Origin of the sequence: Nocardioides marmorisolisilvae (genome assembly GCF_031656915.1) — a bacterium.
In the GTDB taxonomy this organism is placed as follows: Bacteria; Actinomycetota; Actinomycetes; order Propionibacteriales; family Nocardioidaceae; genus Marmoricola; species Marmoricola terrisoli.
Genome location: NZ_CP134227.1, coordinates 421,329 through 435,043, shown reverse-complemented (window position 1 = coordinate 435,043; position 13,715 = coordinate 421,329). Strand labels below are relative to the sequence as shown.

Sequence of the window (13,715 nt, the reverse complement as noted above, 5' to 3'; positions counted from 1 at the left end):
GATCGGGATGAAGGCGTGGATGATCTGGTTCGCCACTGGGGGCGGCGTGCTCGCGTGGGCCCTGCACCTGGGCATCGCCTGGAGCGTCGCCGAGGTGTCCTGCTACGGCTCGCTGGACGGCAACATCCTCCAGCGAGCGGGCCGCGGTGCCACCGCGGGCTGGGTGGAGGCCGGAGCGACGGTGCTGCCGTGGCTGCTCGCGCTCGCCGCGGTGATCACCAACCTCGCCGTACGGCGCCGGCTGCGGGCCCTCGACCCTGACGTCCTCGCCGCCGGCCGGACCGGGCTGATGCTGGTCATGGGGCTCTTCCTCGACGTGATGGCGCTGGTCGCGATCACGGCCGGCGCGATCGGGCTGCTGGTGGTGGAGCCGTGCTGATGCGGATCGTCGAGGTCGTGCTGCTGGCCGGGTCGCTCGTGCTGTGGGTCTGCTACCTGCGCGGCCTCGTCCGGTTCCGCCGGCATGCCCAGGGCCGGCGAGCCCAGCGCGGCAGGCCGTGGGCGCTGGCCACCGCGGTGGCCGTGCTGGTGCTGGTGGCAGGCTCACCACTCGGCGAGCTCCTCGAGGAGCGGCTGTGGACCCACATGCTCCAGCACGTCGTCCTGATCATGGTCTGCGGCCCGCTGCTGGCCTGGTCCTCTCCGGGCCGGGTACTGCTCGCCGGGCTGCCGGCCGGGGTCCGTCGTCCGGTGGTGAAGGTCGCGCACCACCTTCCGTCCGGGCTGCTGCTGGCGGCCCCACTGGCCTGGCTGCTGCACATCGGCTCGATGTGGGCCTGGCACCTGCCGGCCGCCTACGACCTCGCGGTGCGCAACGAGCTGGTGCATCTGAGCGAGCACGCCACCTTCCTGCTCACCGCGTGGTGGTTCTGGTGGCACCTGCTGGGCGACTCTCCGCGGCGCCTGACCGGGCTGCAAGCCGTCCTCTACCTCGTCGTGGCGGTCCCGCCAGGTGCCGCGCTCGGAGCCGTGCTCACGTTTCCGCAGCACCCGATCTACCCGGCCCAGGCGGCCGCTGCACGCGCAGTGGGCCTCGACCCGATGCTCGACCAGCACCTCGGCGCGCTGGTGATGTGGGCCCCCATGGACTTCGGGTACGTGCTGGGAGCGATCGTGCTGTTCGCCTCCTGGCTGCGCGGCCTCGACCGCGACCATCCTGCACGGGCGCTGTTCTTGGACACGACCGACGTCCGTCCCGACTTGGGGAGGATCCGATGAGGCGAAACGTCCTCGTCCTGCTCGTCACGCTGGTGGCCGCGGCCGCCGTCGCGGCCGGGTGCGCTGGACCCGAGAGCAGTCAGGCCCCTCCGCAGCAGATGCGGACCGGCGATCCGGGCCGCGGTGCCGCGCTGATCAGCCACTACGGGTGCGGTAGCTGCCACGAGGTCCCGGGCGTCGCCGGCGCGGACGGGCTCGTCGGGCCGCCGCTGACCCACTTCTCCCGGCGCGGGTACGTCGCCGGCGTGCTGCCCAACTCCGAGCAGAACCTCGAGCACTGGATCGAGGACCCCCAGTCGGTGGTGCCCGGGAACGCCATGCCCGACCTCGGCGTGACGCACCGCGACGCCATCGACATCACCGCCTACCTCTACACCCTGAGGTGAGATGACCCGGACGACCACGACGACCAGTCCCCGCAGCGCCCGCGCGCTGCGGGCCGGGGGCGTGCTCGCCGTCATCGCACTCGTGGCCCTCGTCCTGACCAGCACCCGGGCGCCCGACGGCCCGGCACGCACCGATGGCGCCGTCGCTCCTGCCACCGCCCGGACGACCTCGTCGCCGTCGATGTCTGGGCGGGAGGTCTACCTGCGGGACTGCGCGTGGTGCCACGGCCAGCAGGCGCAGGGCACCTCGGTGGCACCCCGACTCTCCGACAAGGGGCCCGCTGCCCTCGACTTCTACCTACGCACGGGCCGGATGCCGCTCAGCTCGCCCGACGAGACGGTGCGCCGGCACAAGCCGGCGTACGACGCGGCGACGATCGGCCGGATCGTCGGCTTCGTCGACTCGCTCGGCAGCGGAGGCGAGCCGATCCCCGAGGTGCGGCCGGGCGACGTCGCGGAGGGCCAGTCGCTGTTCATCAGCAACTGCGCCGCCTGCCACTCCTCCTCGGGGACCGGAGTCGTGCTCACCGACGGCACGATCGTCCCGTCACTGTTCGCCGACGACCCACGCGAGGTGGCGGAGGCGATGCGGCTCGGCCCCGGACCGATGCCGCCGTTCACTCGCGGACAGCTCAGCGACGACCAGCTCGACGACGTGGTCAGCTACGTCTCCATGCTCGGCAACCGGCAGATCCGGGGCGGCGGCGGCCTCGACCAATACGGCCCGATCCTCGAGGGCAGTTTCGCCTGGGCGGTCCCGGTGCCGATCCTGATCATCGTCCTGCTGCTGCTCGGCCGACGGAGGAAGCAATGACCGACCGGGACGCACACGCACCTCGCAGCGTGCTGATCTGCTTCGCCCTCTCCGTGCTCGGGGCGGCCGCCTTCGCGACGTCGTACGTCATGGACTGGGGGAACCGGGCCTACGGCGCGTCCCTGGGCTGGGCGCTGCTGTTCCTCGGCATCGGCCTGGGCATCTGGGCGCAGCTGATCGACGAGGACGAGCCCGACTACGTCGAGGAGCGCGCGGTCGGGCCGACCGACGACACCGGCTTCGAGCGGTTCCGCACCGCGCTCACCGAGCAGAAGGTGCCGCGCTCCGGAGTGCTCTGGTCGATGCTCGGCGTTGCGGCGGGCTCGATCGGCCTGGCGGCGCTGTTCCCGTTGCGCTCGCTCTTCCCCACCCGGAACCTCGGGCCGGGGGCGCACGCGCTGCTGTCGGACAGCCCGTGGAGGGCCGGCGACGCCGTGGTGACCGAGGGTGGCGAGCAGGTCCGACCCGACGACCTCGCCGTGGGGTCGGTGCTCACCGTCTTCCCGGCGACCTGGGACCCTCGCCAGTCCGCTGGTGCCACCCTCCTGATCCGGGTCGACCCGGAGCAGCTCGAGCTGCCCGCCTCGCGCCGGGACTGGGTGGCGGACGGGGTGATCGCCTACTCCAAGCTGTGCACCCACGCCGGATGCCCGGTGGGCCTCTACTCCGACGAGTCCGCCCAACTGCTCTGTCCCTGCCACCACTCGGTCTTCGACGTCCTCGACGGCGGCAAGCCCGTGGAGGGCCCCGCCGCGCACCCGCTCCCCCAGCTCCCCCTCGCCCTGGACAGCGAGGGCTACCTGATCGCCACCGGCGAGTTCACTCGCGCGCCCGGCGCCGCCTGGTGGGGGTGGTGATGCGCGGACCAGTGGACGCCGCCCGCGACCGAACCCTGCGGCGGCTCGACGAACGGCTCGGGTACGCCGACATGGCGCGCACCGCGCTCGGGAAGGTCTTTCCCGACCACTGGTCCTTCATGCTCGGCGAGATCGCGCTCTACTGCTTCGTGGTGCTGGTCGCCACCGGCACCTTCCTTGCCATCTTCTTCGACCCGAGCAGCTCGCTGAAGGTGTACGACGGTAGCTACCAACCCCTGCACGGTGAGGACGTCTCGTCGGCGTTCGCCTCCACCGTGCAGCTCAGCTGGGACGTCCGAGGCGGCCTGCTGATGCGGCAGGTGCACCACTGGGCCGCGCTGATCTTCATCGCGGCCATCACGCTCCACCTCTGCCGGATCTTCTTCACCGGCATGTTCCGCAAGCCGCGCGAGCTGAACTGGACGGTCGGCCTGACCCTGTTCGTCGCGGCCATCTTCACCTCGTTCGCCGGCTACTCCCTGCCCGACGACCTGCTCTCCGGCACGGGGCTGCACATCTTCTACTCCACGCTGGAGGCGGTGCCGTTCGTCGGGGGCTGGCTCGCCTACCTGGTCTTCGGCGCGGGCTTCCCCGGGCCGTACATCATCGGCCGGCTCTACATCCTGCACGTCTTCGTGGTGCCGGTGGCGATCGCCGGGCTCATCGGGATCCACCTCGCCGTGCTGATTCGGCAGAAGCACAGCCACTTCGCGGGGCCCGGGCACCGCGACTCCAACGTCGTCGGGTCGCGGATGTGGCCGTCGTACGCCCTGCGGTCTCTGTCGTTGTTCTCCGTCGTCGCCGCGGTGTGCTTCCTGATGGGCGGCCTGGTGCAGATCAACCCGGTCTGGGTCTGGGGCGAGTTCAAGAGCTCGACGATCATGTCGCCGTCGGTGGCGGACTGGTACATCGCCTGGGTCGAGGGAGCGCTGCGGATGTTCCCGCCCGTCGAGCTGCATTTCTGGGGCTTCACGATCCCAGACCAGTTCTGGCCCGCGGTCCTGCTGCCCGGGCTCACCTTCGCAGTGCTCTATCTCTGGCCGTTCATCGACCGACGCCTCACCGGCGACCGGGGCACCCACCACATTGCCGCAGGGCCGATGTCGAGCCCGCGCCGCTTCGCGATCGGCGTCTGGGCGATCGGCTTCTACTCGATCCTGCTGCTCGCCGCGGGCGAGGAGCTCATCGTCCAGCTCAGCGGCGCCACCATCGAGACGGTCCGCGACACCCTGCGCGTGTGCGTGCTCGTGCTGCCGGTGGTGGCGGCGCTGCTGGCCCACCGCGCCGCGAGCAACCACGTGCGCCGCGAGGCGGCCGAGCAGCAGGAGGAGTCCGACGAGACCGAGCGGGAGCTCACCGAGAGTCCGCTGTGGATCCGCTGGGGCCCGCAGGACGAGGACGAGGAACACGACGAGGACGACGTCGGCGACGCGGAGTCGCAGCAGGACGAGGAGCCCAGCACCGACCAGTCCGTGAGGGGATGACGATGAGCACACCGGGACGCATCGAGGTGGCGCGCCAGCCGGACGGGACGTGGCGGTGGCGGTGGCTGCCCGACGACTTCTCCGTCGAGCCGCTGGTCGCCTCGCACGGGTTCGACGATCGGGAGTCGGCGGAGGAGAGCGCACGCGAGGCCTACCCGACGAGCCCGGTCGTGACGGTGGGTGACACGCTGCACGGCGTACGACGGTCCGGGCACCGCGCGTTCTGGTGGGCGCTGACCGGAGTCGCGATCGTGGTGACGACGATCGTGATGGCCCGTCAGGCGGTGGACCGGGCGAACAACCGCACGCTCACCGTCACCGTCACCCCCACCACGCAGAGACCGACGCCGACCAGATAGGCGATGGTGAAGCCCGACGGCCGTAGTGTCGAGCCGGCAGCGAACGCGGTCAGCACCAGAACGCTCACCTGTCCTCCGACGCCACCGGCGAGTCGTCGGGTGGTGCTGTTCACCGAGGCTGAGATGCCGGCTACGTCCGGGGCCACTGCCTCGGTCGCCACCGCGCTGCCCGACTGGAGGCCGGATCCGGCTCCCAGGCCGAGCAGGAGGGTGCCCAGCAGTGTCAGCGGGACACTGGTCCGGTCCACGGCAAGGACCGCGCCCGCCGCGGCCAGGACGAGCAGCGCAGTGCCCAGCACGACCGTCGCGCCCACCCGTCCGATCAACCGGCCGGCGGCGAGTGACGCCACGATCTGGCCGACGGCGATCGGCAGCAGGATCAGCCCCACCATGGCGCTGTCCGCCCCGAGCCCGTAGGCGGAGTGCTCCGGAGTGAGACGGGCGAACCGCGGCACCAGGAGGAACGCGCTGAACATCGACCACCCGATCGCCACCGTGGCGAGGTTGGCCGCAGCCACCGACCGGTTCGACAGCACGTGCAGGTCGATGAGCGGGTCCACCGCCCGACGTTGCATCGCGATCCAGCCGCCGGCGGACCCGGCCGAGAGCACCAGCAGGCCGACCACCTCGGGGGAACTCCAACCGGCCCCGGCTGCGAGCGTCAGCGCGGCGAGCAGCCCGACTGTGCTCAGCGCGAGGACCGCCGTGCCGATCAGGTCGAATCGGCCGGTGGCACGACCCTCGGTCTCCTCCAATCCCCGCCAGAGCATCAACACGCCCGCACCAACGAGCACGGCTCCGAGCACAAAGATCCAACGCCAGGACGCGTAGCTGGAGAGCAGGCCGCCGGCCACGAAGCCCACCGCCGTACCGACCCCGAACGCAGCGGTGAGCAGGGCGATCGCGGTCGTCGCCGCGCCCTCGGGTGCGTGTGCGCGGGCGATCGACAGCGCCAGCGGGTAAACCGCGCCGCCGATCCCCTGCAGCGCCCGGCAGAGCAGCAGCACGAGGATGCTCGGGGCGACCGCTGCGCCGACCGACGCCACCGCGAAGACCACCATTCCGACCAGCAGCATCCGGCGCCGACCGTGGAGATCTGCCAATCGGCCCAGTGCCAACGTCGCGACAGTGGCGACCACCAGGTAGAGCGTGACCAGCCACGCCGACCACTCCGGTGGTGCATGCAGCGACCTCTCGATGTCCTGGATCGCGGGCACCACCGCGGTCTGCTGGACCGCGAAGCCGAGCACCGCGACCGAGAGCAGCGCCGTCGTCCGGCGCAACCCGTCCGCGGTCGGCTGCTCCATCGACGCTCAGCCGATCGACAGCAGCTCGTGGATCAGCGGCCGGCCCGGGCCTTCGGCCCGGCAGGTCAGCTGGCGGGCAGGGCCGGGCGCGCTGCGCACCCGCACCAGGTGCCGGCCCTCGGAGGTCTCGAGATCCACGTCGGTCACCTCGCCATCGCGGTGGTGGCCGACGAACCGGACGGCGTCCCGACCGAGGAGGCCCAGCGCACGACGCAGGTAGATCTCGGCCGCCTGCACCGGGAAGGGCTGCGCAGTTCGACCGCGCAGCCGGTCGAGCAGCAGCTCGCCCTGCGCATGGGCAGCCACCAGATCGGCCGCGTCGGCCGGCTGCATCCGCCCGTAGTAGAGCCCGTCGGGAAGCACCAGCACATTGCCGGCGAACCGGTCCCCACCGATGTGGGAGACCTGCCAGGTGTGCTCCGGTGCCACCGCTCGCAGAGCCTCCCAGACCGGCCGGCCGCGCTCGGCGCAGCAGGCGTCGTGACGACCATGGGTGCACACGCAGAACAGCGGCTCGTCGTACGCCGGGAGGCCGGGACGGTGCCCGTCGACCATGCCGGCGAGGTCGAGCCCGAGAAGGTCCTGGTGGCCGTCCATCCGAGCGTGCTCGACCCAGCGGCGGCCGGGCACCGTGCAGGCGGCGAACACGTGCACGCCGCCACCTTCGGTACGCCGGCCCTGGCGGCGGATCATCAACGGGCGGACCCGGTGCTCGGGCTCCAGTCGTCGCAGCATTCGCCGTACCGATGCGGGAAGCCGGGCAGCAGCCAGCGCATCGGTCCCCCAGGCTCCCTCGAGCTCCACGAGGAGGAACGCACGCACCGTCGAAGCGCTGCCGGCGGGATCGGCGCCGGTGTCCTCCTCCGAGCGGGTGCAACGGAAGGCCGGATCGGCGCCGCTCACCGCGGGAACCGCAGCAAGCCCTCGCGCACCAGCCGTCGGCAGAGCACCAGGCGGCTCTGCGGGTCGAGGCACGCGGACAGGTCGCCGACCACGAACGAGGCCTGGTCGCGCACCATCTCCATGGCCGGTCTGAGCCTGATCGGCATCCGCAGCTCCCGATCGCCGAGCAGCACCCGGAGCCGGTCGCCGTCGTCGCGCAGCAGGCAGGCCGCGGTCGGACGGCGCTCCAGCCGGGTCAGGTCGTCGAGCTGGGGAAGCCGGACCCGGTCGCCCAGTGCGCCGAGCATCGCCGGGGCGCGGTCCCGCAGGAACCGCTCGGCCGTCAGGGTCGCCACATCGTCGGCGGCAAGGGCCGCGAGTCGGTCGACCAGTCCGGCGAGCTCAGCCTCCAGCGGTCCGGCGAGGCGGTCGGGGTCCTCGATGAAGCCGGCGGGAAGCGGTGTGTCGTATCGGTCGTCGGCGAGCACGGCATCGACGCGTCGACGCAGGAGGTCGCGCCACGTCGTCCGGTTGACCCCGATGGTCACGTGAAGGGACGACTCGGCCTGGCTGCGCGCGGAGTGCGGCGTGCCGGTGGGCAGGTACATGCTCAGGCCGGGCTCCATGACGATGTCGCGCGCGGTGTCGTCCTCGACGATCTCCCACTGCTTGTGTCCGTGGGTCTGGAAGACGAAGACGTCGTGGGTGTCGCTGTGCCGGGCGAAGCCCTGCGAACCCGGCGGGGTCAGGTAGGCGTTGGCCTGGCAGGGGTGTCCCAGGGCGAGCTCGAGCTCACGGACCAGCTGCGTCAGGGGTGGCCAGTAGCGGTGCAGACCCTGCAGCACGAGGGTCGCTCCGTCGTCGTACATCGCCAGTGCCTTGCGGCCGTCGACCAGTCCGGTCAGCGGCGAGCCAGCGATGGTGGCCTGTCGGGTGAATTCCGACGACGAGCAGACCTGGCCGTCCCGGACCACCCGCAGCGCCGGCGTGCGCAGCCCGGATGCGGTGACAAGACGGTCGACGTCGTCCAGCGCGAGGATGTCGACCAGGGCGGACCGATCGACCTGGTGCAGGTGCACCCGCGACGCCCAGACCTTGTCGATGAAGGTCTGGGCGTCGCCGGTGAGCAGGTCGAGCGCGGTGCCGTTCAGTGCGGGCACTGCGCCCGCGCCTCAGGCGTCCGTGCCGTCGGCGTCGCCGCCATCGGTGCCGTCACCGTCGACGGTGTCGGTGCTGTCGCCGTCGGTGCTGTCGCCGTCGACGGTGTCGGTGCTGTCACCGTCGACGCCGTCAGCGTCCTGGGTCCCGGTCGTCGACCCGGCCGTTGCGTCGGTGGCCTCGATGTCCTGGTCGGACAACGGCTCTTCAGGGGTGGTGGTCATCTGAGCTCCTCTCGACGGGTTTCCTCCGTCGTACCCCTGTGATCGTGGGCTGACACCTGTGCCGCGGTCAAGGCGCTGACCGGGGCCGACCTTCAGGGGCCACGATGTCCATCCGCTGGACCGGGGCCGAACCGCCTCAACTGGCACCTGCGGCGTCCGAGCGGGGTGGAAACGGGTGGCGCTGGCGCCGATCGCACGCCACGTCGCCCGCCCGGGCCGCCGCGGCCGACCGACAGCTGGTGATGGCGGAGCGGAGCAGGTCGACCAGGCGCGCGCTGCCGCCGGGGACGGCCGCCAACCCGGTTACCGCGGCGCCCACGATCACCGAGGCCGAGTGATGGTCCAGAGGGGACTCAAGCGGTGCGAGATACCCGGCCCCGGAGGCTGCGGCGACGAACCGTTCGGCCCAGGCACGTTCGACGGGCCGGGCCGCGAGCGCCGCCTCGGCATCCGAGGACAACATCGGCTCACCAGCGACCGTGACTCCGTTGAACACGGCCTCGCAGCGGAGCAACCCCACAGCCTGCGCCCGAGTGCCCGTGACCCCCGCGTCCAGGCCCGCCAAAGCGCATGCGCGGGCGACCGTGGTCGGGGCTAGCGGATCCGTCGTCCCGATCCCGACCACGTCAGGCACCATCGGTGCGAGCAGCCGCCGATGATCGTCGTCGACGCGGTCATTGACCTCACGGGCCAGCAGCGCCAGCGTGGGATTCGTGCACCGCGGATGGTCGGACCAGGTCTCGCCAGCGAGGTAGGACGCCATCTCCATGAAGCATCCGCCGGTGGCGGGGCTCCGATGTCTGCCCGGGGACAGGATCGGCATTCCGTCGGGCACTCCGCCCGTGGACAGACCTCGCGGTTCCGGCCAGAACATCCTCATCGATCGCTCCCGCACCCCGGCCCCGCCGCTCGGAGCCTCGGCAGGGGCGACGTACCCAAACTCGACAGAACCTCACCATCGAGAAGCCGGATCGGTGGCACTCCGGGGCCCTCGGTGAACGGCGTCGACGTCGTGGGCCGCCGCCGCTAGCGCCCCCGGGTCATCGTCGCCGCCCTCCCCCTGCACGCTCCCTCGACAACGCCCCGGTCCTCGGGCATCGATGACGCCCCTCAGGAAGGGTCTCGGTGGTCATTCCCTCGTGCCGGCCATGCCACCCGAGAGGATCCAGACCCTGGGCCGGTGTCGCGTCGCGACAGCTCGGTCCCGTCACTCTCCGATGGAGGTAGACGAGTTCTCACCGGTCAGGGTGTGCGGCGGGCGACGATCTCTGCGGACGTTCCCGAGAGGACGACGTTGTTGCCGGCGTGGCCGGCTGTCGTCTCCGAGTCATCGCGGAGTGCGTGTCATGGGCGCTCAGCGCGTCGACCGGCAACCTCGTGAGCACGGACCGGTCCGCTCGAATGCCGTCGAGGAAGATCGCCAAGTAGCGTCGATACAGCTCGGGTTCGATCGATCGGCTGCTCTCCATGATCGCCGAGAGTCCAAGCTGCGCGAAGATCAGATCGGACTGATCCAGGTCCGGCCGCACGACGCCTTGAGCTTGCGCACGTTCAACCAGCTCGTGGATGAGCGGCGCGATGCGCTCCCGTGCATCGGCGACACGTACGTCCCCGAGGGCCGGGTTGTTGATGATCTCGTTGAGTCCACGATCTCCGAACTGCATGTGCAGTGAGCGTTCCAGGAAGCCGACCAGGCCCGACCAGGCGTCGGGGTCCGCGAGCGCATCCTTGGCTGCGGCCGCGATGTCCTGCAGGCCTTCCTCGAAGAGCGCGTCGATGACCTCCTCCTTGTTGGCGAAGCGCCGGTACGCCGTGCCGACGCCGACGCCGGCGTGATGGGCGATCTCGTTCAGAGTGACGTTGAGACCCCGCTCGGCAAACAGCTCGCGAGCAGCAGCAAGGAGGCGCTCGCGGTTGATCGCGGCGTCCTTGCGTAGTGCTCGGGGAGTCGCCTCTGACATGTGATCAGCGTAGCACGTAACCGGATTGACAGTATCCGCTTACGTGCTACCTTAGAGGTAAGTGGATGAGAGATATCCGGATCGTCCGCGCAGATCACATCGGGTCCTGAAACGCTTGCGCACGGATCCTCTTGGACAAGCCCGCTGTGCCTGATCGCCTCAGCCGTGGCTGGAGGAGTAGCACCATGGCCGTCACGACAGCCGATATGACGACGGTGAAGGCTCGCAGCGCGAGTCCTGGCTTCGCGTTGGCGGCCGCCGTGCTCGGGTTCTTCGTCGTTACCCTGGACGCGGTGGTGGTGAACGTGGCGCTGCCCTCGATCCGCAGCGGTCTGGGCGGCGGCATCACCGGGCTGCAGTGGGTCGTGGACGGCTACACCTTGATGTTCGCAGCACTGCTCTTGTCCGCTGGCTCCCTCGCGGACCGGATCGGTGCGCGGAGCGCGTTCGGTCTCGGCATCGGGCTCTTCGGTGCGGCATCGATCGCCTGCGGGGCTGCGCCAACGATCGGGCTCCTCGTTGCAGCTCGGTTCGTCCAAGGCACCGCGGCGGCCATCATCATGCCGGCCTCGCTGACGCTGATCAGCCAGGCTTACGAGGACAGGGTTCAGCGTGGGCGGGCGGTTGCAATCTGGGCACTCGGTGGCTCGGTGGCGTCGACGGCGGGGCCGCTGCTGGGTGGCGTACTGACGCTGGTCGATTGGCGGCTGATCTTCTTCATCAACGTGCCGGTCGGAGCGCTGGCACTGGTGCTGCTTCGGTGCACCGCACGCTCGCCGCAGCGCTCAGTGCCCTTCGATTGGATCGGACAGATCACCGCCGTGGTCGCTATGACGGCGCTTGTCTTCGGCGCGATCGAGGCGGGTTCAGGCGGTCTGACTGATCCGAGGGTGCTCCTAGCGTTCCTGGTGGCCGTGCTGAGCGTGCTGGCATTCGTCGTGGCGCAGGGCCGCGTCCAGCACCCGATGATGCCGCTCGACCTCTTCGGCTCCCGCACGTTCCGAATCGCATTGGGTACCGGGTTCGCGTTCATGGTCGGCTACTACGGCCTGCCGTTCGTCGCGAGTCTCTACCTGCAGGGTCAGCGCGGCCTGACGTCGTTGGAGACAGGCATCGTGTTTCTGCCGATGATGTTGATCGGACTGGCGCTGACGCCGTTCTCAGCCCGCATCGTCGAGCGCTTTGGTGCCCGGATCCCGATCTGCGCCGGACTGCTCGCCATGACTATCGGCCTGACGACGTTTGCGGTGCTGCCGGAGGCGGCCTCGCTGTGGGGGCTGTCGCTTGTGATGGTGCTGGTCGGCCTCGGTGGGCCGCTCGCGATGCCGCCGATGACCGCGGTGCTGCTCAATCACGTGCCGGCCCAGTCAACCGGCGTGGCCACCGGCGTGTTCAACACCAGCCGTCAACTGGGCGGCGCCATGGCAGTTGCGGTGTTCGGTGCGCTGCTGGCCGACAGCTCCACCTTCATCAACGGCGTGCGCGACAGCCTGCTGCTCGCAGCAGCAGTGCTGCTCATCACCGCCATCGCCGGCTTGCGGCTGCCGCAGCAATAGGACCGTAAGGCGGACTCCATGAGCAACAACAAGGGCCCACGGTACTCGGCATTCACTGACTGCCGGGCCACAACGACTTCATCAGCAACCAGCAATCAAGGAGCAACGATCATGAAGACAGCAATCTTCAAGGGCAAGGGCAACATCGCTATCGAGGATCGCCCGAAGCCGACCATCAGTGAGCCGACCGATGCGATCGTGCGTGTCGTCCTGGCCTGCGTCTGCGGCTCGGATCTCTGGTTCTACCGCGGCATCTCCGATTTGCCGCACGGCGGCGTTGGTCACGAGTTCATCGGCGTGGTCGACGAGATTGGAAGCGACGTGACCGACGTGGCTACCGGCGACTTCGTCATCGCACCGTTCTCGTTCAGTGACGGCACCTGCAAGAACTGCGAGGCCGGCTTCCAGACCGCCTGCGTCCACGGGGGGTTCTTCGGCCAGGGCGGCGACGGCGACGGTGGCCAGGCTGAGTTCGTCCGGGTCCCCCAGGCCAACGGCACCCTGCTCAAGGTCCCCGGCACCGACTTCTCTGAGGAGACCATGGCCTCGCTACTGGCACTGACCGACGTCATGGCCACCGGCTACCACGCCGCAGTCAGCGCCGAGGTCAACGCTGGTGACACTGTCGCCGTCGTGGGTGACGGGGCCGTCGGCCTGTCCGGCGTCTTGTCGGCAAAGATGCTGGGCGCCGAGCGGACCATCGTGCTGGGCAGCAAGACCGAGTCCCGGCACGCGCTGGCACGCCAGTGGGGCGCCACCGATATCATCACCGACCGCGGTGATGCCGCCGTCAAGCAGCTGCAGGACCTCACCGACGGCTACGGCGCGGACGCTGTCCTGGAGTGCGTCGGCACCAAGGACTCGACCGCGACGGCGTTCGCGATCGCCAAGGCCGGCGCCATCGTTGGCCGAGTCGGCGTACCGCACGACGCCGAGGTCGACGCCGCGGGCACGTTCTATCGCAACGTTGGCATGCGCGGTGGTCCCGCCCCGGCCCGGCACTACCAGCCGGAGCTGCTCAAGGCCGTCCTGAACGGCGAGATCAATCCCGGCAAGGTCTTCGACCAGAGCTTCGACCTCGACAACATCGCCGAGGCCTACGCAGCCATGGACGAGCGCCGCGTCATCAAGTCGTTGGTGAAGGTGAGTGTGCTGGCATGAGCGACACCCAGAACGAGAACGCCGGCTGGACTGGCGGACGGAACGCCTTCGGGGACTTCGCGCCCGGAATGGTGCACTACACCGACAGGGTCCTCTTCGATGAGGTCTGGGAGCGCAAGGAACTGTCCAAGCGCGATCGCAGCCTGGTGACGATCGCCGCACTGACAGCCCTCGGGAAGATGGATCAGCTGCAATTCCACCTGGCGTTTGCCCGGCGCAATGGCGTCACCGACGAAGAGCTGAAGGAAGCGCTCCTGCAGCTCGCCTTCTACGCCGGCTGGCCCAATGGAATGGGCGCGACAACGGTGCTCAAGAACATCATCGAAGGCGAGCCTGACGCCTAACCCA

The 13,715-nt window shown here is 70.0% G+C and carries 16 protein-coding genes; 10 read left to right on the top strand and 6 right to left on the bottom strand.

What is annotated here, in order from left to right:
- Positions 1–7 precede the first annotated feature (7 nt).
- The 7 genes from Q9R13_RS02125 to Q9R13_RS02095 are packed head-to-tail and all read left to right on the top strand — an operon-like array spanning position 8 to position 5,118.
- Positions 8–379: a hypothetical protein gene (locus Q9R13_RS02125; protein ID WP_310963392.1), complete on the top strand. Its 372-nt coding sequence runs from the start codon at positions 8–10 to the stop codon at positions 377–379.
- The gene (locus tag Q9R13_RS02120) at positions 379–1,218 is read left to right on the top strand and encodes a cytochrome c oxidase assembly protein (protein WP_310963391.1); all 840 of its coding nucleotides are present in this window, start codon (positions 379–381) and stop codon (positions 1,216–1,218) included. The genes Q9R13_RS02125 and Q9R13_RS02120 overlap by 1 nt, the downstream gene beginning before the upstream one ends.
- Complete coding sequence (locus Q9R13_RS02115) at positions 1,215–1,604, top strand: c-type cytochrome (protein WP_310963390.1); 390 nt, start codon at positions 1,215–1,217, stop codon at positions 1,602–1,604. The genes Q9R13_RS02120 and Q9R13_RS02115 overlap by 4 nt, the downstream gene beginning before the upstream one ends.
- A 1-nt stretch (position 1,605) precedes the next feature.
- A complete protein-coding gene (locus Q9R13_RS02110; RefSeq protein WP_310963388.1) occupies positions 1,606–2,418 on the top strand; it encodes a c-type cytochrome in 813 nt (270 codons plus the stop codon).
- Positions 2,415–3,275 carry a ubiquinol-cytochrome c reductase iron-sulfur subunit gene (locus Q9R13_RS02105; RefSeq protein WP_310963387.1) on the top strand — a complete coding sequence of 287 codons (861 nt, stop codon included), beginning with the start codon at positions 2,415–2,417 and terminating at the stop codon, positions 3,273–3,275. Before Q9R13_RS02110 ends, Q9R13_RS02105 begins: the two co-directional genes overlap by 4 nt.
- Positions 3,275–4,759 carry a cytochrome bc1 complex cytochrome b subunit gene (gene qcrB, locus Q9R13_RS02100; protein ID WP_310963386.1) on the top strand — a complete coding sequence of 495 codons (1,485 nt, stop codon included), beginning with the start codon at positions 3,275–3,277 and terminating at the stop codon, positions 4,757–4,759. Before Q9R13_RS02105 ends, qcrB begins: the two co-directional genes overlap by 1 nt.
- A 2-nt stretch (positions 4,760–4,761) precedes the next feature.
- On the top strand, positions 4,762–5,118 hold the full coding sequence (locus Q9R13_RS02095) for a hypothetical protein (RefSeq protein ID WP_310963385.1): 357 nt from the start codon (positions 4,762–4,764) through the stop codon (positions 5,116–5,118).
- On the opposite strand, the gene Q9R13_RS02090 is transcribed toward Q9R13_RS02095, so the two are convergent.
- The 6 genes from Q9R13_RS02090 to Q9R13_RS02065 all read right to left on the bottom strand — a co-directional run bounded on the left by Q9R13_RS02090 (position 5,037) and on the right by Q9R13_RS02065 (position 10,650).
- The gene (locus tag Q9R13_RS02090; protein WP_310963384.1) at positions 5,037–6,425 is read right to left on the bottom strand and encodes an MFS transporter; all 1,389 of its coding nucleotides are present in this window, start codon (positions 6,423–6,425) and stop codon (positions 5,037–5,039) included. The two genes, Q9R13_RS02095 and Q9R13_RS02090, sit on opposite strands and share 82 nt — an antisense overlap.
- 6 nt (positions 6,426–6,431) lie before the next feature.
- Positions 6,432–7,328, bottom strand: coding sequence for a sucrase ferredoxin (locus tag Q9R13_RS02085; RefSeq protein ID WP_310963383.1), 897 nt, complete (start codon positions 7,326–7,328; stop codon positions 6,432–6,434).
- Positions 7,325–8,467: a cupin domain-containing protein gene (locus Q9R13_RS02080; RefSeq protein ID WP_310963382.1), complete on the bottom strand. Its 1,143-nt coding sequence runs from the start codon at positions 8,465–8,467 to the stop codon at positions 7,325–7,327. Before Q9R13_RS02080 ends, Q9R13_RS02085 begins: the two co-directional genes overlap by 4 nt.
- A gap of 12 nt (positions 8,468–8,479) precedes the next feature.
- A complete protein-coding gene (locus Q9R13_RS02075; protein WP_310963381.1) occupies positions 8,480–8,689 on the bottom strand; it encodes a hypothetical protein in 210 nt (69 codons plus the stop codon).
- 136 nt (positions 8,690–8,825) lie between these two features.
- Complete coding sequence (locus Q9R13_RS02070; RefSeq protein ID WP_310963380.1) at positions 8,826–9,458, bottom strand: hypothetical protein; 633 nt, start codon at positions 9,456–9,458, stop codon at positions 8,826–8,828.
- A 466-nt stretch (positions 9,459–9,924) separates the two neighbouring features.
- On the bottom strand, positions 9,925–10,650 hold the full coding sequence (locus tag Q9R13_RS02065) for a TetR/AcrR family transcriptional regulator (protein WP_310963379.1): 726 nt from the start codon (positions 10,648–10,650) through the stop codon (positions 9,925–9,927).
- A gap of 146 nt (positions 10,651–10,796) precedes the next feature.
- Here Q9R13_RS02065 and Q9R13_RS02060 point away from each other — a divergent pair, with 146 nt between their 5' ends.
- Genes Q9R13_RS02060 through Q9R13_RS02050 form a run of 3 tightly spaced genes read left to right on the top strand, consistent with a single transcriptional unit; the run spans position 10,797 to position 13,711 of the window.
- Complete coding sequence (locus Q9R13_RS02060; protein ID WP_310963378.1) at positions 10,797–12,206, top strand: MFS transporter; 1,410 nt, start codon at positions 10,797–10,799, stop codon at positions 12,204–12,206.
- Positions 12,207–12,224: 18 nt separating this feature from the next.
- Positions 12,225–13,367, top strand: coding sequence for a zinc-dependent alcohol dehydrogenase family protein (locus Q9R13_RS02055; protein ID WP_310963377.1), 1,143 nt, complete (start codon positions 12,225–12,227; stop codon positions 13,365–13,367).
- Complete coding sequence (locus Q9R13_RS02050; protein WP_310963376.1) at positions 13,364–13,711, top strand: carboxymuconolactone decarboxylase family protein; 348 nt, start codon at positions 13,364–13,366, stop codon at positions 13,709–13,711. Before Q9R13_RS02055 ends, Q9R13_RS02050 begins: the two co-directional genes overlap by 4 nt.
- Positions 13,712–13,715: the final 4 nt, after the last annotated feature.